Below are 25,402 nucleotides of genomic sequence, written 5' to 3'. Positions count from 1 at the left end.
ATTCGCCAAGGAACCCTATAACTTATCTGATAGAATTACTTTAGATATTGCTACCAATACAATTCACAAATTGATGAATAACAGGAGTTTTAAATTTGTAGAAGAGGCATTTATTCACTCAGACCAAGGAAGTCATTATACAAGTCCTAAATTTCAGAAGTTATTAAAGTCATATAATCTTGGTCAATCTATGTCCAGACGGGGCAATTGTTGGGATAATGCCCCTCAAGAATCCTTCTTTGGACACATGAAAGATGAAATGCACTATAGAGATTGCACTAGTTTAAATGAACTTAAATAAGTAATTGATGATTACATGGACTATTATAATAATTATAGATGTCAGTAGAATTTAAAAAAGCTGACCCCTGTACAATACAGAAATCAGCTTCTAGTTGCTTAACTCTCTTTTTATAGTGTCCTTGATATAGGATCCGGTTTCAAAAACCTAGACTTTTTATTATAAAATTCTTATTCTTTAGCCAAGATGATCATTGAAGCAATTATTAATATGCTTCCGAAAACTACTCTTAAAGTTAAAGCTTCTTTAAGTATCAATACACCTAGAATAAGGCTTACTATAGGTTCTAAGGTGCTAAATATAGCTGCATTAGAGGACCCAATGATTTTTACCCCTTGTAAGAATGCCATTAACGCAACTACCGTAGATATAAAGGCTAGCAGTAATATAGCAATAAAGCTATAAAACTCTATATTGAAATTAAGGGTATTAGTAGCTACTCCAAATATAAGTTCAGAACCTGCCGCAAGAAGCGATACATAAAAGGTCATCACATAACTATTTATGGCTTTAATTTCTTTGTGAGAGGCTCCTAAAACATATAGTGAATAACATAAGGAAGAAAGTAGTCCTAAGAGTATTCCCATAGGATTATATGTAGTTCCTCCTACCTCTATCATAGTAAAGATACCACCTATTGATAAAAGCAGGCATACTATTTTCTTTAATTGTACTTTTTCTTTAAAAATTATAGTTGAAAATAAAGTAACTATAGCTGGATAAGTATAAAGAAGCATAGTAGCCATACCTACTGATATATAGTTATAAGCCATGAACAAAGTGGCTGAAGTCAATGAGTACCCTGCAATACCAAGTATAATTACTAACTTAACTTGACTTTTATTTAACTTCATTGATATTTTATTAGTCTTCAAATAGTAAAATATCATTAAAGAGGCAAATAAAAACCTCAAAAATAGCGTAGTTATAGTATTGGCTCCTCCGTTATATGCTAACTTTGCTAATATAGGCATAATTCCAAAAGAAACTGCAGATAAAATTATATATAATACCCCATTTAGTTTGTCGTTTTTCCCCATTTTGTCCTCCAATAAATTCTTTTATTATAGACTTTCAATGTGTTTGTTAAAGTAGCTATCTCCTACCTTATTATACATTATTATCTATATCATTACATTATAAATCTAGAGAATACAAAATATTTAAAAGAAAAATCACTATAATAATTTACACTTCTTATAGTTATTCCATTAATTTTCCTAACCATTAATTATGTTTTTATATATAGCTTCATAGGTTGCCCAAAAATTTTCTAGGGTAAATCTTTCATAGAGTAACCTTTCACCATTTTCTCCTTTAACTTGAATTTCTTGATCCTCATAAGCCTTTTTCATGGTTTCATATATAGCTTCACTACTTTGATCTTTTATTATATAGCCACACTGCTTTTCAAGAATACGCTCCAAATCCCCTACTTTAGTTGCCATTACTGGCACTTTTACATAGGCTGCTTCTAACATTACTAATGGAGGTGCTCCACCTTCACTGAAGGATGCTATTATAGAACAATCACAAAGCTTTAAATAATCTATAGGATTATCCACAAAGCCTGTAATGAATATACTTTTTTCTAATCCACTACCTTTTATTTTCTTTTCAACTTCCCCTCTTAAATCACCATCGCCAATTAAAAGCAGCTTACCCTTATTGCCTTCCTTAATAAATCTTGAAAAGGCTTCAATGACGTTTATGTGATTTTTTATTGGATGAAATCTCCCCACCATTCCAAAGACAAAATCTTCTTTAGAAATGTGATATTTATTTCTTATGCTTTCTTCTGTTTCTTTTCGCTTAATTCCTTCAATATCAATAGCATTATTTACTACAAACTTACCCCCTTTAAAACTTTTTTCTTCTAATAAAAGTTTTAAATTATTAGAAATAGTAATGTAGTTTTTAAAGGTTTTTAATCCTAATATACTTAATGGAGTAAATAATAATAATTTTATTTTGCTATTCAAAAAATCATATCTAAAATCACTGTGTATAGTAGCTACAGTTTTTTTATTTATCCTTGACCTATAAATTAAATGTATCAAGGAAGTTCTTGCTCCATGAAAAACAACTAAATGGCAATCACTTTTATTTATATAATCTATTAATGGTAAATTCTTTGTAGCTTTTTTAAACACTTCATTTTTTATGTTCTTACTTATTGCCTTATCATATAAAATTCCTTTTCCTAAAAAGGCTATTTCATTATAAAAAGCCTGGTTTTTTTCATTGCATATATTAAGAACATGATTTCCCGCTCCACCATTATCATCCCCAGCTATTACATGTAAAATCTTCATAACATCCACCTCTATAAAATATATAACTAACTTATAAAATAAAGTATAGGTTTCACCTATACTTTATTTGGTCTTATTACTTTTCTTTTATAACTTGAATTAAAAACTTAGGTATAGAAGATAACCTTTTAACTCTCCAAGGTTCTTTTGCAACCCTATAAAACCACTCTAAACCTATATTAATCATCCACTTGGGTGCTCTGTTTACTTTTCCTGCAATTACATCAAAGCTTCCTCCCACACCCATAAATACCTTACATGGTAATTCATCCATATATTTAATGATAAAGTTTTCCTGCCTTGGTGCTCCCATAGCTACAAATAAGGCATATGGGCTCTTTTCTTTTATATCACCAATTATATCATCACAATTTTCCTGATCAAAAAATCCATTATGATACCCTAATATATTAAGGTCTGGATATTTTTTCTTTAAATTTAACACGCACTGCTCTATTATTTCCTGAGATGCTCCAACTAAATAAATTCCTTTGTTGGTTTCTGCACAACGTCTTACAATTTCATCCATAACTTCTATACCAGCAGTTTTTTCTTTTACAGGTTGTTTTACCATTTTTGCTGCTATAATTGTTCCAACTCCATCAGGTATTATTATTGCATTATCTGAGGTAAAATTTCGAAATAAACTTTCATTGTTTAAACCTTGAAACAGAACCTCTGGATTCCCTGAAACAATATGAACCTTTTCATATTTAAAGATTTCATTTATAAGATTTGATTTTGTATCTGAATAAATATTATAATTAAGTAATTTAGTACTCATTGAATCCTCCAAGTTTTCCTCATAAATTTATAAAACTTATGATATTTTAGCTTTTACTTAAAATTCCCTCAAGTTCTAATACTATTTCATCCTTTGAGTCTAACTTTTTGGCTATTTCTAAGTGAAGTTTTGCTTGTGTTGTATCATTAATATTAATATAACACATAATTAAATTTGTGCAAATTTCTATTGATTTAGTAACTTCAAAAGCTTTTCTAAAATACTGAATTGCAAAATCATAATTTCCTAAGCAAGCATGATTAATTCCAAGTTCATTGACTACTTCTATGTAATCACTACTTATTGCTAAAGCTTCATTTAAATAGTATACAGCTTTCTCAAAGTTTTCCAAAACTCTATAAGCTACAGCTATAAAATAGTAAATTTCTGCACTATCTCCTAAGGTATCTACAAGAGGAAGTAAAATTTTAAGTGCTTCTTTAGGGGCTTCGTACACCATTTCTTTACCTTTATCATACTCAGTAATAGTATTTAAGGAAGTTTTTAGTTCTGAAACCTCTTCTGTAACCTGACCTCCTAGAGATATATATTGATTAACTGCATATAAAGCTCCCTGAAAATCCTTATCATCTCTTTTAATTAAAGCTTCGTAGTAATAAGGTTTTGTATAATTACTTATTCCTTTTCCCCTTTGTATTAAGTTTAATTCTTCATCTTTAAAATTATTATTTTTATTTCTAAGAGCATCTACAAGTAGCAAGGCTTTGTCGAAAACTTCCTTGCTTTCATCCATCTCTAATAGCCCTCTTAGCAATATGTAAGCATCTTCATATTTTTCTTCTTTAATATACTTAAAAATTATTCCCTTAATGAATCTATCGCTATTTGGTACATGTTGTATTAGCTTTTTATAAGTTTCATTAAATTTAAATTCTTTATCAGCACCTAAAACATAAAACATTCCCTCGATAAACATATTTACAGGTATATGTTCTAGATTTTCTCCTGCTTTTGCCTTATCAACAATTTCATCTCCTCTTACTGGAAGAAATGTATTTTCAACAAATTTAAAATCATTTATCTTACTTTCCTTTTTTATTTCCAAGAATAATACTTTTGATAGTTTCTCCAATAAATAACTTTCAATACTCATATTCCACCATCCTATATGTTTGAATATTTTTATACAAATAATAAAAAAATAACCTTTATTACTTATATATAAACTAATTTTTCTCTGACTTTCTATATTACCATAGAATTGATTATTATACTAGAAATATACAGTATATTTAATATTATAAACAAAGTGAAAATTTTATTGCAATCCCAAAGATATTAATTTATAATTAATTTGTTTTATGTGTATATATATAAATAGTATTTAAATAAAATCCTGTGTTTGATGTTTTATTTATTCAATTATTTATTTTATTTATGTAAAATTATTTATTCAATTAATGTATTTTATTTGAACTGAAAATCTATATACATAAAACTAATGATTATTTCATAATTTAACTATAATAATTATATTACACCAATTGAAAGAATATAGAAAGAGGGTATGGAATTGTATAAGCTAAACCAAAACGAAACGCCACTTTTTGATGCCTTAATGGAATATGTAAATAGAGAAACTCTTCCTTTTCATGTTCCTGGACATAAAAAAGGAGTAGGAGTAGATAAAGAATTTAAAGATTTTATGGGAGAAAACCCATTCAAAATTGATGTGACAGTTTTTAAGCTTGTGGATAGCTACCATCATCCAACAGGTCCAATAAAAAAAGCACAAGAATTGGCTGCAGACGCCTATGGCTCTGATGCTTGCTTTTTTTCTGTACACGGTACTTCTGGAGCTATACAAGCTATGATTCTTTCTGTAGTTGGTGCAGGAGATAAAATAATAATTCCAAGAAATGTACATAAATCCATTACTGGCGGAATTATTCTAGCTGGAGCAATTCCAGTATACATGCAACCTGAGCTTGATAAACAAATTGGTGTAGCTCATGGTGTAACTCCAGAAACAGTTAAAGCAACTTTAGAAGAGCACCCTGATGCAAAAGCAGTACTTATAATTAATCCTACTTATTATGGAGTGTCTACAGATATCAGTAAGATTGCTGATATAGTTCATGAATATGATATTCCTTTAATAGTAGATGAGGCACACGGTCCTCACCTTAACTTTAATGAAAAACTACCAGTTTCAGCTATGGAAGCTGGTGCAGATATATGTGCACAAAGTACTCATAAAATTATTGGTGCATTAACTCAAGGTTCACTGCTTCAAGTTCGTTCAAAACGTATTAGCATACCAAGAGTAAAACAAGTACTTAACTTAATGCACACTACTTCTCCTTCATATATTCTTATGGCATCCTTAGATACTGCAAGAAGACAAATTGCCCTTGAAGGGAAAGAGCTCCTTGATAAAACTATAGAGCTTTCTAACTATGTTAGGGATGAAGTAAATAAAATCCCTGGTTTCTATTGTTTTGGTGAAGAAATTTTAGGAAGGCCAGGTGCTTATGCCTTCGACCCAACAAAAATAACTATAACCTGCAGAGACTTAGGAATTACAGGCTATGATTTAGATATGATATTATCTAATAAATATCATATTCAAATGGAGCTTTCTGACCTTTACAACGTACTTATTGTAGGTTCCTTTGGTGATACTCCTGAAGGTATGGAAAAATTACTTAGTGCTTTAAGGGAAATTAGTAATGAGTACTATGGAAAAGGAAGTGCTAAGGCAGACTTTATAGATATCCCAGAAATTCCAGAACAAATTCAAATACCAAGTGAGGCCTTTAACAGCGTTAAAACTCCTGTTAGAATTAAGGACAGTGTAGGTATGATTAGTGGAGAGTTCCTAATGGCTTATCCTCCTGGAATTCCAATATTATGCCCTGGTGAGAAAATCAGCTCTGACATAGTAGATTATGTTCAAAGATTAAAAGACACTGGGCTATATGTTCAAGGAACAGAAGACCCAGAGGTTGAGTACATCAGAGTAGTTAAAGCGGAAGATGCTGTTTATATCAATGTAGAATAATATTAAAAGCTATCAAGTATTTTCTTGATAGCTTTTTTATTTCTTATTACTATTATTCCATTTTCAGTATTGTAGTTCCATTTATTAGCTTACTTTAGCAATTCTAACTTTAAACACAACTTTTACTTATTGAACTTTATTTTTTAGCACAAGTAATTTATATTCTGCATTAGTCTTTCCTGAGTTGGTTACAAGCTTTAAGTATTGATTATAATTCATTGTAGCAATGGTTCCATAGGATCTTAAAAGATTTTCAAAGTATCCCATAGTGTAGTGAAGCTTCATTAAAGGCTCTGTGCTACGAGTATTAAATCTTACGGTATAGTTTTTTCTTGTCTTCTCTGCTATTTTTTTTATGTCATTATAGTAAGCTGAGTTACTAGCAATTAATTGAATCTTTTCATAGTTACAAATCATAGCATCCCTATAGTAGGGCATCAAAACCTCTATCATTTGCTCATTAAAGTATTCATTTTTTGCTTTCTCTTCCTCAATTTTATCTAGAAGTACCTTTAACTTTTCATTATTCTTAATTCTTAAAGCACTAAGCTTTGTTAGAGTATTTTCAACTTCTTTTACTCCTTTAACTGCAGGCTCCTCTTCCTTGGAGTTTTTAACTTCTTTTTTGTTTTTATCTATATTATTATGTTTTTTACTCTTTTCCCTTTTATTTATCATTTGTAAAGCTTCTATGGCATTTTCAAAGTCATTGCTAGTCTTTTCTAAATCGCCATCTCTTTGCAATGCTTTAATTATGCTATCATCATCTTGACTAAAAAAGGCATCCATGTAAAAGAATAACCTACCTAATCTTTCAATAGTATTCTTATTATTAACTACCTCATTATTCTCATCTAAATATAAATATTCCTTTGGATTCTCTCTAAACTTTCCAAAAACCTTTTTATTAAATACTACTTCTTTATATAATTTGCCATGGAGCATTGCTGGCTGTGATGCCATAACACTTTCAAATGTTTTCTTATAACTGCTTGCAACCTTCATAACCTCTGGTGATGGTACTGTATATATAGACATATTAGTTCCCCCTTAATTACTTTCCTTCAATTTTCTTCTATAATTTATTCAATATATATCTATTATTATCAATATTATTAATAGTATATATTATATCAAATATTTTGACAAATTTTAAAGTAATTAAGTTATTATTTTATAAATCCTTTCAGAACTTTACAATCCATAGCTATAAACAAAGCTTGTAAATATAAAATGTTTATTTTAAGAGAATTATCCTTCCAAAGCATAAAAAACACTAACCCTATGTTAGCATTCCACTTCCCATAAAAAAACAACCCCAAGGTGAGGTCACAGAAAAATCCCTTGCTTTTCTGTGACAACCCTTAGGGTTACATTTTTATTTATCTATTATGCTTCCATTCCAGCTTTTAATGCTTTTTTATTAAGCTCAATTGCCTTTTCAGGAACTAATGATGCAACTACATCTTCCCATTTGATTTCTTCTAGGTTTAAAGCCTTAAGTAATGCTCCAAGTAGTACTACGTTTTGCGCTTTAATATTTCCTAGCTCTTTAGCAATTTTAGCTGCATTAATTATTAGGGTATTAGGAATTCTGTTTTTTAATTCTTCGCTAACTCCCTCTGGATATTTTTCTTCTCCAATTAAAACTGGGACTGGATGGATTTCATAGTCATTAACAACTAGGTGTCCTCCATCCTTTAAATAAGGAAGTGCTCTTAAAGCTTCACTTTTCTCAAAGGCAACTATTACATCAGCCTTTCCTTTTTCAATTAATGGTGAGTAAACCTTCTCTCCAAATCTTACTTGAGTAGTTACGCTTCCACCTCTTTGAGCCATACCATGAACCTCTGACATCTTAACATCATATCCATGTCTTAAAAGTCCTTCAGATAATATTTTTGAAGCAAGGATAGTACCTTGTCCTCCTACTCCTATAAATAGTATACTTTTAACTTCCTTCATATTATTCACCAACCTTCTCTATTGCAGTAAATGGGCAAACTTGCTTACAAACTTCACAGCCATTACACATAGATTCATCAATACTAACTACACCATTTTGGAATTTAAGTGCTGGACATCCTGTTTTTAAACACATTTTGCACTTTCTACAAACTTCCTCATTAACTTTGCACTTTAAGTTTACTCTTCTCTTCATTACTTCTTTAATTAGAGCACATGGTTGTTTTGTGATAATAACAAAAGGCTCTGTGCTATCATGAGCTTCCTTAACAGCCTTCTTAGTTTCTTCAAGCTTATAAGGGTCAACTACTCTAATGTTTTCTTTCTTAATTCCGCAGCCTATAACTAGTGTTTCTATATCAATTACTGGTGCTACCCTGTTTTGAAGAGTTTTACCTGTTCCTGGATTCTCTTGATGTCCAGTCATACCAGTAATGCTGTTATCTAAGATTACAGTTACTATTGGGCTGTTGTTATATACAACCTCAATTAAGCCAGTAACCCCTGAATGATAGAAGGTTGAATCCCCAATGAAAGCAAAAACCTTCTTATCTTGTCTTCCATCTGCCATATCCGCTTTTTGTAACCCTACTCCACCAGAAATTGAAGCACCCATACAAATTACTGTGTCAGTAACATTTAATGGCGCATTCATTCCTAAAGTATAGCAGCCTATATCCCCAGCAGCTACTACATCTTTGTATTTTGATACCGCATGGAAAATTCCTCTGTGTGGACATCCTGGACATAATACAGGTGGTCTTGATGGAGCTTTTAGTTCAGAACCATAGTTTCCTTTACTTTCTTCTCCTAAAATAGCTCTTCTTATTATATCTGGATTTAACTCTTCACAAATTGGAATTATTTCTTTACCTAAGCATTTAATACCTAGAGCCTTAACTTCTTTTTCAATATAAGGATCATTTTCCTCTACTACATAAAGCTTTTCTACCTTTGAAGCAAATTCTTTTATCATTTCATCTGGTAGTGGATAGCTAAAACCAATCTTTAAGTAAGAAGCATTATCCCCAAAAACTTCTTTACAATATTGATAAGATATTCCACTAGTTATGATACCAATCTTTGTATCTCCCATTTCAATTCTGTTTAAGCTACAGCTGTTAGAGTATTTTCTTAGTGCTTCTAATCTTTCTTCTACTTCATAATGTTTTATTTTTGAATGGTTTGGAGTCATAACATACTTTTTTATATTTTTTTCATAAGGTTTAACCTTTACTTCTTTTCTTTCCCCAAGTTCTACTACAGTTTTCGAGTGAGAAATCCTTGTAGTAACTCTAAATAGAACTACTGTATCATATTTTTCACTTACCTCAAAAGCTTCTCTCATGTAATCAAGACATTCTTGAGAGTCTGAAGGCTCAATCATAGCAACTTTAGCATGTGGTGCATAAAGTCTGTTATCTTGCTCATTTTGAGAAGAGTGCATACCTGGATCATCAGCATTTACAACTACAAAGCCCCCATTTACTCCTTCGTAAGCCATAGTGAATAATGGATCTGCAGCTACGTTTAATCCAACATGTTTCATGGTAGTCATAGATCTTGCTCCACCAATTGATGCTCCTGATGCTACTTCAAAACCAACCTTTTCGTTAGGAGCCCATTCTGCATAAACTCCTTCGTATGTAGCAAAGTTTTCTAGAATTTCTGTACTTGGTGTTCCTGGATAAGCTGATGCAACATGACATCCTGCCTCATAGGCACCTCTTGCAATGGCTTCATTACCAGTCATTATAACTTTCTTCATTTTTTTACCCCCATTTATTTATTCTTTGGAATGGACTAGCTATTATAAAACAACAATCCAATCCATCCCCATAAGTGTTTTTACATACATAAAATAATATGAAGCTTTTTTTATTTAATTACTTTAAAAGAATAATTCCCCGCAAATAAATTAAACTAATACAGCTCCAAGTGCTATTGAATAAAGCTTAGACTTAGCACTATCAGCTCTTGAAACTAAAACTACTGGACACTTAGCACCAACAATAACCCCAGCACTTTCTGCTTGAGCAAAGTAAGTTAAAGATTTCCCTAAGAAATTACCAGCTTCAATATTTGGAACTAATAATATATCTGTTTCCCCTGCAACCTCACTTACAATCCCCTTGTGATGTGCAGCTTCCTTAGAAATAGCATTATCCAGTGCTAATGGTCCATCTATAATGCATCCTTTAATTTGTCCTCTTTTATTCATAGTAGCTAAAGCTGCTGCATCTAAAGTTGCCTGCATTGAAGGATTAACTACTTCTACAGCACAAATTGGTGCTACCATTGGTTTCTCTATTTGTAGTGAATGAGCAACCTTTACTGCATTATTAATTATTCCAATCTTGTCCTTTAACTCTGGATAAGGTACCATACCTCCATCAGTTAAAAATAATAACTTGTGATAAGTTGGTACTTCATAAATCATCACATGAGATAAAAGATTGTTTGTTTTAAGTCCTGCTTCTTTATTGAGTACAGCCTTTAGTAAGTCAGCAGTTCCTAAAATCCCCTTCATTAAAAACTGCGCTTCTCCCCTACTTACAAGGTCCACTGCTTTTGCAGCAGCTTTATTAATATCACACTCGTCCTCAATTCTCATATTAGATAAATCTAACCCTAATTCTTCACCTATAGATAATATTTTTTTCTTGTCCCCAACTAATATAGCATCAACTATGTTATCCTTTACAGCTTGTACCACAGCTTCTAAAACAACCTTATCTTGGGCTGCAGCAATGGCTATAGTTTTCTTTTGTCTTTCCTTAGCTAAGCTAATGAGTTCCTCTAATTTTCTTATCATAGTTTCACCCCTTGATTATAAATAAAAAATTAAATACAAGTTCTTATGCAAGCCAATTAATTTACATAGGAATTTATTACTATGTAAATATGGACACATAAAAGATGTATATTTCTAAAAATTTCTTATATTCACAATTTTAGTATAAACTTTTTGCTATTTTTCGTCAATTTTACCTGCTAAAGTAAACTGCCTGTAAGCAAGTTTTTTTTATTTATTCATAAATTCATAGAGTTTAAATTGTATTTAATATAAATTTCTTTTACTATAGTTTATTTAAATTACATTACTGTAGATTGTCAAGTAAAATTGGGTTCTTTCCAAGGTTGGTTGAAAAGGTCTTGTTTTTATGTGATAATAAAGGTCTAAAAAAACGATGAAGAGGCATACCTATGGATGAAATTATAAAATTACTTGACTCAAATTTAGAATATATGAACCACGAAATTATTAACAATACTTTATATATTGAAGTAGCTTCTACTCGTGGAACTGTAGTATGTCCATATTGTGGAGCACAAACACAGAAAGTTCACTCATACTATAAGAAAAGTTTTCAGGACCTACCAATTCAAGAACATAAAGTTATTATTACTATAAATAATAGAAAAATGTTTTGCAATAATCCAGAGTGCTCTAAGAAGACCTTTGCAGAATCCTTTGACTTTCTAGCACCAAATGCAAAGAAAAGCAAAAGACTAGACAATGAAATTCTTAATATTTCTATGAATGTTAGCTCATTAGCAGCAGAGCAAATCATTAAAAATAGGATTGCAAATGTAGGTAAAAGTACAATTTGCAACCTTTTAAAAAACAGAAAATAAAATGGTTGATAAATCCACGGTAACCAAGGTTTGTATAGATGATTTTGCTATGAAGAAGCGTCATATATATGGTACTGTGATGGTAAATATAGAAACTAAAAAAATAATAGACCTTCTTGATTCTAGAGACTTGAATGATGTTACAGAATGGTTAAGGTCCTATCCAAATTTAGAGATAATATCTAGAGATGGATCTCAAACCTATGCGGCAGCTATAAGACATGCCCATCCTGAAGCAATTCAAGTAAGTGATCGATTTCATCTATTAAAGAATTTAACAGATTATTGTAAAAGTTATATAACTAAAGTAATGGGTTTTAAAATAAAGATAAAACAACTATCTGATAGAAGTAATGAAAGAACTGTAAATACTAATATAAGCAATAGAAAAAGTTCTAGAATAAGAGAAGCACAGCATTTAAATTCATTAGGATTTTCTGAAAAGAAAATAGGACTAAAGTTAAAAATGGACATAAGGACTGTAAAAAAATATATTGCTCTTGGAGAAGATAATCTATCAATAGATGCTCCGCAAGAAAAACACAAGGAAACTGTTAGTAAGAAAGAAAAAAATATAAATCTGGTTCGTAAACTAAAAGATGAAGGCTGTGGGATTAGGCAAATTTCAAAAATAACTGGATTATCAAGACAAACTATAAGGAGATATTTAAATCCCAATATATCCGCAGTTCATGGTTCCTACGGAGTAGCCAGAGAGTGTGCCCTATCTGATTTTCATAGTGTAGTAGAGGAATTAGTTTCAAGCGGACAAACATTTAAGAAGATAGAGGAGCATATACGTCATAACGGATATACTGGTTCTGCGTCAGCAATACGTATGTACACAACAAGAAAGCGAAGATTAATAGAGGAAACAATTCAATCTGAGGCTGATAAATATGAATTGGTTGACCGTAAGCACCTTATAAAACTATTGTATAAGCCTATTGAAAAGATAAAGGAAATCTCAGAGGAATTATTAAGAAGAATAATAAGTGAGTATCCTATTTTAGCTGATATTTACAAGCTGCTTTCAACATTCAAAGAAACTTTATTTGGAAAAAGAGCTAAGAGGTTAGATCCCTGGATTAATAGTGCAAAACTTCTAAACATATCTGAAATTAATAGTTTTATTAAAGGAATTGAAAATGATATTGAAGGTGTAAGGAATTCTATTATCTATGAGTATAATAACGGACTAGCTGAAGGAAATGTGAATAAGATAAAAGTTATAAAGAGGATAATGTATGGCAGATGCAAATTTGAGACATTACGAAGAAAGGTTCTTTCCTTAGAGCAATTTCGAAAAATCAACTAACTCTGGAAAGAACCAGTTTTAAGTATAAATCAACACATTACTATTCAGTGATTATAAAAATTCTTTTTAAATCAAGAATACTTATTTACTCGGATCTGTTTTTATGCAAGAAAAAACAAGGTTAATTCCCTGTTAATAATTTGTTTTATAATAACCTTATGCAATTTGGATTTTCTATATAATAAAAAAGCACCCATAGATTTGATTTTCACAAATCTATAAATGCCTCCTCTTAAAGATGTTCTTTTAACCATGTAACTGCGTCTTCTATCATTCCCATTGTTATCTTATGATTTATATTTGCTACCTCAATTAATCGAAGATTACTTGGATTTTCTATATATAGTGGTCTTACTTTATCATAAAATAGCCTTTGAGTTTCAATTGGTACTGAAGTATCTTGTACTCCGTGCAAGATTAAAATGGCTTTTTCTTTTATTCTGTCCCCATTATTTGCTGGGTCATATGATTTTACGATTTGCTTATTTTCGTCACTAGGTGTTGGCATATGATTTCTTTTAATAGCTTCTTGCCAAGCGAATGTTCCATTAAGTCCAATAAGGCAATTCACATTCAGATTTTCAACCATAACTCCCCCCGCAGTAATTGCCCCCATAGAACTTCCCATAATTCCAATCCTTTTAGCATCAGCATCATGCTTCCTTATAATTGTATCTATAAATTTCTTAGACTCCTTAATACTTTGAATTATTATTTTCCACAAATATTTATCACAACTTTCAACATTATCATGATCTATAGCATCTCTTTCCCCGTGATGTAAAGCATCTGGGACAATAATCTGATATCCGTAAGCAGCAATTGTCATTGCATTAAATCTTATAAATTCTTTACTTGAATGCCATCCATGATAAAATATTACTGTTGGTAATACTCCTTCATACCCATTTGGTCTAAATTTTAAAAATGGAATACCGTTTGCTTCCTCTCTTGTAATTGAAATGAAATTATTTTCATATTGAAAAATTGACCAACCCATATTTTACTCCCCCCTAATATTCATAAATCAAATCAATTTTATAGTAGTTCATCAGCATTTCTAAAGCTTTATCCCTATTTTTCAAATAATCTTTATGAATTAATTCCTTAGAAATATTAAAAAACAAACTATTATATGTTGAATCTATATATTCTATATACCTGTTGCATGACTCCTTAATTGTTAGGTTCTCTAAAGCATACATCATGAAAGATCTAATTAATCCAAAATCACTAAAAGCATCCATCTTATCAGCATCATAAAAGACTCTCTTATCGCATGTATCTTGAAACCCTCTCTTGTCATGTGAATATATTATTTCACATACTTTTCCAATAAACTCTTCAGAAATACCTTCGATGCTCTTCAATATTTCTCTTGCACATAATGAGCCTTCTGTTCCATGGTTATTACATTCCCTTCTTATATCATGCAAAAGGGCGGCTGTTAGTAGTATTGTTTCATCAGCTTCCTCATATTTTAATAGAGTTTTTATATTAAAGTATACATTTTTCGTATGTACAAAATCATGAAATTTCTTGTCACTATTCATCATACTCTGCGAAATTATAATAACTTGCTTCAAAAAATTACTTTTCTCCAAAACTCTCCCCCCAATTAACTAAAAATAAAAATTAACATGTAAAGTTTTAATACTAACTTAACTTCTTTAATTTAAGAAGTTGAAAATCGAAAATTAGACTTTTATTGTGCTTGAGTAATAAACTGTAATCTTTAACCTCTATAATTAGCCTATTAATATTTCGTGAAATTTTAAAGAAGCTAATTTTAGTTCATAAAGAATTATTTCGGTTGATACCTTTTCGCTTGCTCATACAAAATGCACACAAGTACTTTAGCCAATAAACCTTTGATAACCTTTATTTTATCACCAGTAATTTCAAATTTATAATGATAGTATACCCGCTGTAAGGCTCTAAAAATTTGATTATTAAGAATGTAAGCAGAAGATATACCTAGATATATCAAACTCAAATGTATTCCAAGATACTTATAGTTAATTTCAATACTCCATCTGTTTAAATAATATCTTATTATACTGTCATTGCTTAATTCTATGTCCTATGTCTGTCGCCATTAGATAAATAGGGTCTTTAAAACTATCTCAATTGGATTCATCGCAAATTAAATCTAAATACTTTTGGCTTTTGATATCTTTCCTTCATATCTTTTTACACTACATTCAGTACTATTGATGGTAACTACATGTAACATAGCTGGATTAATACATTTTACAAAGTCTTTAGTTATAATGTAGTTCCAAATGGAGAAGTTTTTCCATTATATTTTAGAGTTTCCATACGGTGACTCACTCAAATAAAGTAGTCCTTAATTAGCTTTTTACTAGGATACAAACAGCCAACAAGTAAGTATACTTTGCTGTAATAGAATAACTTTTCAATAAGATAATGAAGTCTTAAGCTATATTTTATTTACTAATAAATGTTTTATTATATGTTTGATAGTTCCTTTACTTAAATAAGTGCCATTGTTTAAAGTAGTATAGTATTATCTACAGCAAAATTGAAAGTAGCCACGAAATGAACCCAAAACCTCTTGAATCTGTATGCTAATAATTGTATCTTATCCTTACATTTTATTTCCGTGTTCTTTAGGATTTACAGTACCATCTATAATTAAAACTCTTATTAGTTTTAGATTTGTAAATTTGTTGAAATATATTTTAATTAAATTTATTTCTATTAATGAGGCTATAGCCAAATTTAAACAGCTTAAGAATCTCTAGACAGAGCTATTTTGGCAATCAATATATGTTCTAAGGCTTTTAATAATAATTTTATGCAATCTAAGTTTACCAACGAATTAATAATCGTAGTTAAATGATGAAATTACAGCTTGCTCACTCCATAATTTGCATAACTTAAGTAGTTGTAAAGTTAATCATCAGTGTATACACTATAATCAATGAAGACTTGGCATGCTGACAACTTCAGCTATGATATTTGTGGTATCTTACATTTAATATTGGACAGGTTAGTGCACTATATTTATTTTTTGTAATCTTACTAACTATTTTAATTCTACAGAATTAAAATAGTTAGTAAATATATTCTAAAATATATTTCTACTCAGATGTATTTTAATTTTATTAAAGCTCTTATACCTTATAACTGTAAATGACAGGCTATCAATTGTCAATATATTGATTTTAAAACATTTTATTACATATGTACTTAGAAATTTTCTTATTTCTAAAATACTTCCTTATAATAAAATTAGCTGACTCATCTAAGTACATTTAGGAATTAATTAATGCTAAATTCTTATTACCAATTTTACACTTTTGAGTGTTTTGTACGAAAATGTCCAATACTAAATCCTTTGACATTTGGTAATAAGTAGTACTCTTAGTTTCTTGAGAACTCTGAAATCTATATGTTTAAAGAGACGGCATTCCCAAAATAAAATAACTGCACCAAACTAGTTATATATCGTTTTTTTCCTAATATAACTAATTATTTCACTTTTAAACTGCAGCTACTTTATTACTGGCTATATTATGAAACTCTTCTGGAGTTAAATACCCATTAGATGTATAGATTCTTTGCTTATTATAAAATATCTCAATACATTCAAATCGAGCTACTCTAGCCTCATCTCAAGTTTTAAAGTACTTTCCATAAATCCATTAGGACTTAAGTTTACAAAAAAAGGTTCAATGTGAGCATTATCCCTGTAGTTTCTATTGAGGTACATACCACAGTCAAACTTAGACTTTTTTACAATATTATAGTATAAATGAGAACAATACTTATAACCTCTATCTGAGTGAAAAATAATGCCACTAGGCTTCTCAGCACGTTGATAGGTCTATCGGCTTCTTTATTTATAATTTGAGTAACTCTAATATCCCGAAAAAACATTGTCAGCTTATTGTGGATATCTTGGATTTTACTCAATAAGCTCTTATTTTCTATTGTTCTTTTACTTTCACTTCTTTTATCCCATGCATAGTACTTGCACTTGATACCTCTAGCACTATACATATCCTGTAATGAAGCATTAATAAACTCTCGGGTTACTCCTCAGCATTGCCTTATCTTTTCATAAATGTTGTACATCATACCCCACAATTAGAAATAATATACATAAGCATATAGACTTAAGAACTTAGCTCTTTCAAAATTTATTACATTATTTTATAGTTTAATGTATATTACGACACTCTAAAATTGCTTATTGCAGAAATAAGACACATATTTTTTTACACAATCAGATAAACTTTTTAATTTATATACGGTGTTTTTTACTTTTTACAAACTATTTTAGAAACTTTAATTTTGAGGAAGTCCTATGATGCTTAAAACCTTAAATTTTTTATTTTTTTTCACTTCAAAAGAAATAGCTGTATCCGCTCCTTTTAATGTTCCCGCTAAAACAACTAATTTATCTCCTTCATTAACCTTCAAATTATTAATTAAATATACTAATAATTCAATACATACTTTAGTTCCTTGTGAAAAATTTCTTAGAATATTACTTCCTGCATTTCCTATTATGTCTGCTAAATACTTTTTAGGAATATCATACACTTCACAACTTGACTTTAAATCATTTAACACTTCTTTTTTCATTGAAAATTCCTCATTTAAATCTTGCATACATACTATCATAGGTATATCACAATCTTTAAATACTTTTATAGTTTCAATGGCTGTATATCCAGTTGTACTTGATATAATAATATAATTTAATTTACCATTTGCCTCGACGTACTCTTTTGTCTTTATCAATATTTCTCCAGTATTTTGTTTTCCTGCTCTGTCAAAATATATAATATCATTAAACTTACTTTTATACTCCACCCAGATCACACCCCTTATAATTCTTCAAGTAAACTTCAAACTCCTCGCTACTTTTGTCTATATTATCATTTACTATATATTTATTGGTTAATGGAAATATATGTTTAATTCCAAATTCCATTTCCCATTCATCGTGCTTTCTCAACTCAAGAATTCCATCTGGATCAAACGTTCTTTCCCTTTGTAATATCCTATTTAACCGCTTTTCTTCATCAGCAATAATCATTATAATATTAAAATCTGTAGTTAGTTTTCTGAAAAAATTTACATCTTGAATACTTCTGATGCTATCTACAACTATGATTTTTCCCTTTTGGGCAGCTTCATTTATGTCTTGAATAAACATTTCACCTAAAGATTTATTACATTTTTTTAGCTTTTCTGCCTCAATCTCAACACTTTTGATATTCATGTCCCTATTATTAATATTTTTTCTTAAAGCTTCCCCTAACCTTATTATCTTAAATTTCTCATCATCATTTATTTTTTTGCATATAGTGGTTTTTCCACATCCCATCAACCCTGTTAAGCCTACTATTTTTATATCTCTCATACTTCCTCCAAAATTATAAACAATATCTTATTATTTTTTAGTTAACAACCATCTATTGTACATATTTTATTTGAACTATTAAGTTTGGACTTAATATAGAAAACTATATTATATCTATTTTATGTTCTAGGCTGTTTCATTCTCCGAATGACATTTTAAATATTTAGACTCTTTATATAAATCAATCATCTTACTCACTTGCTCATAAGTATGCTTATCATCAATCAACAATGGTTTTAAATCTAAATTAAATTCATTTGAAAGAGTACAGAATTTTAAATATCCATCATGCGTTAAAAATAATGATACCACTCCTGTTTGACATGGATACAAGCTACACTTAGTACACATGTCAGAATAGCATGTCCCAATCGTACTATCTTTAATAATAACTTCCATGCCATCAAGTTCAAAACAACTCATTGGAGATCCAAAATTGCTTTTGTTTGGATACTTAACGCTTGTATTTTTCGATACTTTACTTAATTCATTCCTTATCTTACTAAGTGATACAAATTGATTCTTCCAATATTCCTCCCCATTATTAAACAAGTCCAATAATTTTAATGATATCTTGTATTCCTTGCAAAATTCAATTAACTTATCAATTTCTGAAAAATTTTCTTTTGTAACTACAGTATTTATCCTCGCTGATACATCGTACTTTCTCAACAGTTTTATTCCATCAATAACCTTATAAAAACAATCTACACCCACTATATTGGCGAATTTTTTATCAATTATTGTGTCCAAACTTACTGTAACTTCTTTAATATTTCTTTTACTTATGCTACTTACCAACTTTTCATTCAATAAACTTCCATTAGTAACTAAAGATATATGACTTATTTTGTCTAAATTACTAAGTTCATCTACTATTTCAGTAAACTCTTTTCTTAATAAAGGTTCTCCACCAGTTAATCGCACTGACCCTACTCCGAATCTAGTTAATTTTGCAATAATACACAATAATTCCTCTTTATTTAAAGCTTTATTCTTATTATATACACCCTCTCCGCCAGGCTTACAATATTGGCATTTAAAGTTGCATTCTTTTGTCAAACATACTCTAATTTCAATGTTATTCATTATTATTCCCCCTAATTCCCTTTTATATCTTATGGTAATTTAATTTACTCACCTACTAAAGTAGGCTGATTTAAGGTGTAAATACCTTCAACTGAAGTCAATGCTATTAAAGGATTACTCCTTATAAAAAACATTTGATTAATCAACCTTAATATCATGACCTAAGCTTATTCATCAAGCTTGAATATATAATCTTTTTCACTTAATTCTTGACTTTATATGTCTTTCTTATAGTTTCTTCATTGACACTACCTAAGGTTGCACAAAAGTATTCTTTTTATCACAAATATTGTCCTCAATACTTTTTTAAAATTCTGTAAATTCCTCTTGAATTAACTTTGATGATCACCCCTTTAGACATTGTACTTTTTTACTTAGTGATGCATTAAGCATACATAATATTAATATGAGTACATGACCTTTCCCTACAAATCCTCTTGCTTCCTACCTCTTATACATAAGCTCTTGCAATCTTATTGCTGTAATTTTGTGTAATAGTTTATATCTATATTTTGTTATTTACATAACATAATACTTTATGTTATATATACTGCAATTTTCTTTATCATACTCATCTATACCATTCACTTTCCTTATTGATTAGTATAGTCATATTCAAATTTGTTAGGAGTCTAAAAGCTTATATCATCTTAAGACGTTGTGTCTAAACCACATTCATTACAAATTTCCCAATTTTAAAATGAAGTTTATATTAGATTACATCCATAAATATAATTCAATTATGAATATTTACTATTGAGATGAATCAACATAGCAATAACTTTTTCCATCTAACTTATCCAAAAATTTTATGACTTCTTCTATATTCTTATCATCTACACCATTTATAAATGATATTTTTAAAATGGATGAATTTAAAGAATATGCTTGTACAGGATATGGATATGATAATCTTCTACTTAATACTGGTTTTACTAACCTATCATCATTCATCGCATAATCACCCAAATAATTCAATGAAAATGGATTAGTAATATATAACGTGTTTAACCATTGAGTATTCTCCTTTAATCTACGCAGATATATATTATATTCATTTAATTTATTGTATACATATAAATACTTATCATAATAGTTATAAACTAGATCTAATTGTGTATTAAATGTGCAAGGAACACTCTCATTAAAATTCCCTATAGTAAAATAATAATTATTTTCATTTATTACGCGTCTGCTAGCTAATACTCCTAATGGTACTTTTTTTATTCCAAACTGTATACTCAGTACATTTGAAACAATATACATAGCAATTTCAAGTGCTGACTTATTTTTATTATTACTTGGTTTTTCATTATTATTTAATTCATATTCTATTACGAAAGGTTTTGATATTTCAATTTTTTTATCTTGAGAATTCAAATACTTTGGATAATTATCATTAAATAAATTTGTTGCTTCCATATACTCCTTTAATACTTTTGAATTATCAAATAAACTTATCTCATATTTCCTATCATTTACTAAGTAATTTTTTATGAAGTGTTTATATGGTAAACTTTTAAATTCATTATTTATGCTTTCATCAAAATAATTCTTTATTATTTTAGTAGTTTCGTTATCACATATCATATGAGCTATTGTTAAAAGTAAAAAATACTTTTTATTGCTTATTTTTACTATTACACACCTGTATAAAACATCACTTAAACTACTTGTATACTTAATTGAATCATTCATTAATTTGAAAATTCTTATTGCTATACTCATTCTAGTCTCATAATTATATTGTGATAAGTCTATAGCATTGAAATCTATATCATCAATTTGATTATGTTCTGCAAACTTATACTCTAATCCATCTAAGTACATCGAAGTTCTCAGCATATCTTGATTGTTAATTAACTTAATAAAACTACTCTTTACGTTATTATAGTTTAAGTTATTAAATGGAATTATTATATTATTATAATTTTTTCTTCCTAATAAATGTGCCTTCTTACACTTTTCATATAATACTTTTCCTATTTTATATATATCAATTATTTTTTCATTGCAAATTTTTTCTTTACACTTATTCATTTCTAATTCTATTCTATTTAATAAATTGACTATATCTCGCTCTCCTATAGACTTCATCTCAAGCACTTCATATAATGCTTCTTTAGTTAATAACTTCTTCATCTTTATATACTCTAGTTTATAATACGGCAATACATAATCTGGATATACCGAACTATTAAAGTTGTCTCTTAAGTAATCCAATACCTCCTTATAATTTTCATCTGAGTATAAAATTATCTCTTCATTCTCTTCTATTTTATATCTATCAAGCTTATATTTCTGTCCAAACCTTTCATTAAGTTTTTTATTAATTTGTTCAAAACTAACATTATTAATTTTTTCAGTTATTTTTGAACTAATATTTTTTATAGTGGCTAATTCATAAAATTCCCGAACTTCCATTGATATATTAAAAGTTTTATTTATTATTGATGTTGCCTTAATTACATCAATTGAATTTCCCCCAACTTCAAAAAAGCTATTGTTAATTCCGAACTTTTCGTTATATAGAACATCACTCCATATTGTTGCTAAAGTTTCTTCGATTTTATTTGTTGGAACTTCGTAACTAGTTAAATTCATCTCTTCATTTGGCTCTGGAAGAGCCTTTGTATCAATTTTCCCATTAGATGTTAATGGAATTTTGTCTACTTTTACAAAACAAGTTGGAATCATGTACTCTGGTAATATTTTTTTGAAATAACCTCTTAAATCTAGTTCTTCAAGTTTTTTATCACTTATAATATATGCACAAATATATTGACCTCTATCTTTGTTTTCCTTAACTAAGACTACTGTTTCCCTAACATTTTTGTGCTCTAATAATATACTTTCTATCTCACCAAGTTCTATTCTAAATCCTCTTATTTTAACTTGACTATCTATTCTTCCTACAAATTCTATGTTTCCATCTGGTAACCATCTAGCTAAATCACCTGTTTTGTATATCTTTGTTCCTAGTTCAAATGGATTATCTACAAACTTCTCAGCTGTTAATTCTGGTCTGTTTATATACCCTCTTGCTAACCCAGCACCACTTATACATAATTCCCCCACTATACCTATAGATAGTAATTTATTGTTTTTGTTAAGAATATAAGCCTTATTATTATTTATTGGCTTTCCTATTGGAACCGTCTTATATTTATTATATTTATTATATTTATTGTTCCATAATGTTGTGCAAATAGTACCTTCTGTTGGTCCATATGCATTTATATATTTAATCCTATTACCTAATTTGTTTACCATTGATTTTTTAGCTTCACTGCCTGCAGTTATAATGACTTCAAGTTTGGAATTGTTTACTTTAATTTCATTGGCAATGAATGGTGGTAGCGTTACTATATTTACATCGCTATTTCTGATATAATCATTTAACTTTACTGTGTCAATTACAATATCTTTAGATACTATATGCAATTCTCCACCCAATAAAATGCTCATGTATATTTCCCATGCAGACGCATCAAAAGCAATACTTGCAAACTGTAGTATCTTAGTATTTATATTTATATTTAATTCTTTTTTGAATACATCAGTTAAATTAATAATTCCTTTATGTTCTATAGCAACTCCCTTAGGTTTTCCAGTTGTTCCTGATGTATAAATAATATACGCTAGGTTATTTGAATTATTTATTTTTTCTAAGTTCCTTATATCACCTGTAAACATCTCATCATTAAATAAGTCAACAATTTCACCATCAAACTCTATAGTTTCTATTAAATTAATTTTACTTAACAGAATTTCACTTTCACTATCCTTTAAAATGTACTCTATTCTATCCTTAGGATAACTTGAATCTATCGGTAAATATGCTCCTCCAGATTTTAAGATTCCTATTATTCCTACTATCATCTCTAGAGATCTTTCAACCATTATTCCTACTATAGAATCTGCCTTAACACCTTTATTTCTTAATACTCTAGCAAGACTATTTGCTTTTTCGTTTAATTCTCTATAAGTTAATTTCTTATCTTCAAATACTACTGCAATGCTGTCTGGTGTCTGCTCTACTTGAGCTTCAAATAGTTCATGAATTGTTTTATCCTTTGGATACTCAGCACTTGTATTGTTAAACTCATACAGTATTTTATTTCTCTCTTCTTCTGATAGTAAATCAACTTCACTTAATTTTATTTCCATATTGTTTACTATGTTATTTAGGATTCTTATATAATGACTGCTTAGTCTTTCTATTGTTTCTTTCTTAAATAACTTTGAACAATAGTCTATATTAAATCTTAATTTTTTACCATTTTCTAAAGCATTTAATGCTAAGTCAAATTTAGACGCTTTATTTTCATTATTATATGGCTTCAATAAAATATCATTTAATTTAATATCTTCACTGGTTACTGTATCAACCATATTAAACATAACATCAAATAATGGATTTCTACTTGTATCTCTTCTTACATCTAACTTTTCTACTAACGCCTCAAGCTGATAGCTTTGGTTTTCATATGCCTTTAGAGAGTTTTCTTCTACTTCTTTTAAGAAATCTATATATTTCTTATTTCCTTCAGGCTTATTTCTTAAAGCTAGCGTATTTACAAACATACCCATTATATTTTGAAGGTCTGCATGTGGTCTTCCGGCTACTGGAGTTCCTATTACTATATCCTCTTGTCCACTATATTTTGATAGCAGTATATTAAAGGCTGATAGCAAGGCCATATGTATTGTAGTTCCTGTTTCTTTTGTAAGGTTTCTTAGTTTTAAGGTTGTATCTTCATCAACTTCAAAACTTACACTGTCTCCTTCAAAGCTTTGCATAGCTGGTCTTTCATAATCAGTAGGCATATTTAATACTGGTATTTCATCACTAAATCTATTAACCCAATATTCCTCTTGTTTCTTCATTTCCTCTGACTTTAAGAAGTTATTTTGCCATGCTGCAAAATCTTTATATTGAAGCTTTAGTGGTTCTAAGGTCTTTCCACTATAAATCTCACTGAACTCAATTATTAATATTTCCATAGATAAGCCATCTGATATTATGTGATGCATATCTATCAATAAGTAAGTTTTTTCTTTGTTTTCTATAAGTTCTACTCTAAATAGTGGAGCTTTTTCTAAGTTAAATGGTTTTCCAAAACTATTTATTATGTCTTCTATATTTTCACTTTTATTTCTGCAAGACAGATTAAATTCATGGTTTTTTTGTAATTTTTGTATTATTTCACCATCTAAAGTTTCAAAATAAGTTCTTAATGCTTCATGTCTTTCTGTTAGCTTTCTAAAGGTTTCTTCTATTTTACACTTATCAACCTTTCCTTCTAACTCAAAAACTGCTGGCATATTATAAGCTGTGCTATCTTTATCAAATTCCTGAAGCATGTACATTCTCTTTTGAGCTGAAGATGCCTCGTAGTATTCTTTTTCTTCTATTTTTTCTATTTTTGAATAAAGATTTTCTTCTGCACTTTCAATATACTTACCTAACTCTTTTATTGTTGGTGATTTAAATAACTCTTTTAGTGGAACTTCCTTATTTAATTCCTTATGAATCTTAGCTATAATCATTGTTGCTTTTAA

17 protein-coding genes and 1 pseudogene are annotated in these 25,402 nt (G+C 29.3%); 4 read left to right on the top strand and 14 right to left on the bottom strand.

Features of this window, described 5'->3' with window-relative positions:
- Positions 1–349: pseudogene (locus tag B3040_RS06040) on the top strand (IS3 family transposase); the annotation flags it as partial.
- A gap of 122 nt (positions 350–471) precedes the next feature.
- On the opposite strand, the gene B3040_RS06035 reads toward B3040_RS06040, so the two are convergent.
- The 4 genes from B3040_RS06035 to B3040_RS06020 form a co-directional block, all read right to left on the bottom strand.
- The gene (locus B3040_RS06035; protein WP_291571207.1) at positions 472–1,341 is read right to left on the bottom strand and encodes a DMT family transporter; all 870 of its coding nucleotides are present in this window, start codon (positions 1,339–1,341) and stop codon (positions 472–474) included.
- 180 nt (positions 1,342–1,521) lie between these two features.
- A complete protein-coding gene (locus B3040_RS06030; RefSeq protein WP_291571205.1) occupies positions 1,522–2,616 on the bottom strand; it encodes a glycosyltransferase in 1,095 nt (364 codons plus the stop codon).
- A gap of 76 nt (positions 2,617–2,692) precedes the next feature.
- A complete protein-coding gene (locus B3040_RS06025) occupies positions 2,693–3,400 on the bottom strand; it encodes a WecB/TagA/CpsF family glycosyltransferase (protein WP_291571203.1) in 708 nt (235 codons plus the stop codon).
- A gap of 46 nt (positions 3,401–3,446) precedes the next feature.
- A complete protein-coding gene (locus B3040_RS06020; RefSeq protein WP_291571201.1) occupies positions 3,447–4,514 on the bottom strand; it encodes a tetratricopeptide repeat protein in 1,068 nt (355 codons plus the stop codon).
- Positions 4,515–4,934: 420 nt separating this feature from the next.
- Between B3040_RS06020 and B3040_RS06015 the strand changes: the two genes are divergently transcribed.
- Positions 4,935–6,425: an aminotransferase class I/II-fold pyridoxal phosphate-dependent enzyme gene (locus B3040_RS06015; protein ID WP_291571199.1), complete on the top strand. Its 1,491-nt coding sequence runs from the start codon at positions 4,935–4,937 to the stop codon at positions 6,423–6,425.
- Positions 6,426–6,551: 126 nt separating this feature from the next.
- Here the strand turns inward: B3040_RS06015 and B3040_RS06010 are convergent, their stop codons facing one another.
- From B3040_RS06010 to B3040_RS05995, 4 genes are all read right to left on the bottom strand, one after another.
- Entirely contained in the window at positions 6,552–7,463 is a 912-nt protein-coding gene (locus tag B3040_RS06010; protein WP_291571197.1) for a hypothetical protein, read from the bottom strand.
- 351 nt (positions 7,464–7,814) lie between these two features.
- Entirely contained in the window at positions 7,815–8,390 is a 576-nt protein-coding gene (locus tag B3040_RS06005) for an indolepyruvate oxidoreductase subunit beta (protein ID WP_291571195.1), read from the bottom strand.
- 1 nt (position 8,391) lies between these two features.
- Positions 8,392–10,158 (bottom strand): indolepyruvate ferredoxin oxidoreductase subunit alpha, encoded by a 1,767-nt coding sequence (gene iorA / locus B3040_RS06000; protein WP_291571193.1) that lies wholly within the window; start codon positions 10,156–10,158, stop codon positions 8,392–8,394.
- 150 nt (positions 10,159–10,308) lie between these two features.
- Positions 10,309–11,205, bottom strand: coding sequence for a phosphate butyryltransferase (locus B3040_RS05995; RefSeq protein ID WP_291571190.1), 897 nt, complete (start codon positions 11,203–11,205; stop codon positions 10,309–10,311).
- Between the two features lie 392 nt (positions 11,206–11,597).
- Here B3040_RS05995 and B3040_RS05990 point away from each other — a divergent pair, with 392 nt between their 5' ends.
- Both B3040_RS05990 and B3040_RS05985 read left to right on the top strand, forming a co-directional pair.
- Positions 11,598–12,029 (top strand): transposase family protein, encoded by a 432-nt coding sequence (locus B3040_RS05990; protein ID WP_291571188.1) that lies wholly within the window; start codon positions 11,598–11,600, stop codon positions 12,027–12,029.
- A 1-nt stretch (position 12,030) separates the two neighbouring features.
- Complete coding sequence (locus tag B3040_RS05985; protein WP_291571186.1) at positions 12,031–13,347, top strand: ISL3 family transposase; 1,317 nt, start codon at positions 12,031–12,033, stop codon at positions 13,345–13,347.
- Between the two features lie 232 nt (positions 13,348–13,579).
- Here the strand turns inward: B3040_RS05985 and B3040_RS05980 are convergent, their stop codons facing one another.
- The 6 genes from B3040_RS05980 to B3040_RS05955 all read right to left on the bottom strand — a co-directional run.
- On the bottom strand, positions 13,580–14,347 hold the full coding sequence (locus B3040_RS05980) for a prolyl oligopeptidase family serine peptidase (protein ID WP_291571184.1): 768 nt from the start codon (positions 14,345–14,347) through the stop codon (positions 13,580–13,582).
- A gap of 13 nt (positions 14,348–14,360) precedes the next feature.
- Positions 14,361–14,951: an HD domain-containing protein gene (locus B3040_RS05975; protein WP_291571182.1), complete on the bottom strand. Its 591-nt coding sequence runs from the start codon at positions 14,949–14,951 to the stop codon at positions 14,361–14,363.
- Positions 14,952–17,664: 2,713 nt separating this feature from the next.
- Positions 17,665–18,195, bottom strand: a complete 531-nt coding sequence (locus B3040_RS05970; RefSeq protein ID WP_291571178.1) for a pyruvate kinase alpha/beta domain-containing protein — start codon at positions 18,193–18,195, stop codon at positions 17,665–17,667.
- Positions 18,185–18,748, bottom strand: coding sequence for an AAA family ATPase (locus tag B3040_RS05965; protein WP_291571176.1), 564 nt, complete (start codon positions 18,746–18,748; stop codon positions 18,185–18,187). Before B3040_RS05965 ends, B3040_RS05970 begins: the two co-directional genes overlap by 11 nt.
- A gap of 126 nt (positions 18,749–18,874) precedes the next feature.
- Positions 18,875–19,837: a radical SAM protein gene (locus B3040_RS05960; RefSeq protein ID WP_291571174.1), complete on the bottom strand. Its 963-nt coding sequence runs from the start codon at positions 19,835–19,837 to the stop codon at positions 18,875–18,877.
- Positions 19,838–20,590: 753 nt separating this feature from the next.
- A partial coding sequence (locus B3040_RS05955; protein ID WP_291571172.1) for a non-ribosomal peptide synthetase occupies positions 20,591–25,402 on the bottom strand: 4,812 nt, incomplete at its 5' end.

This window comes from Clostridium sp. UBA4548 (assembly GCF_002387895.1).
Taxonomy (GTDB): Bacteria; Bacillota; Clostridia; order Clostridiales; family Clostridiaceae; genus Clostridium_J.
Note: the sequence above shows the minus strand (reverse complement) of the source record. Positions and strands in the feature narration are given on the sequence as shown.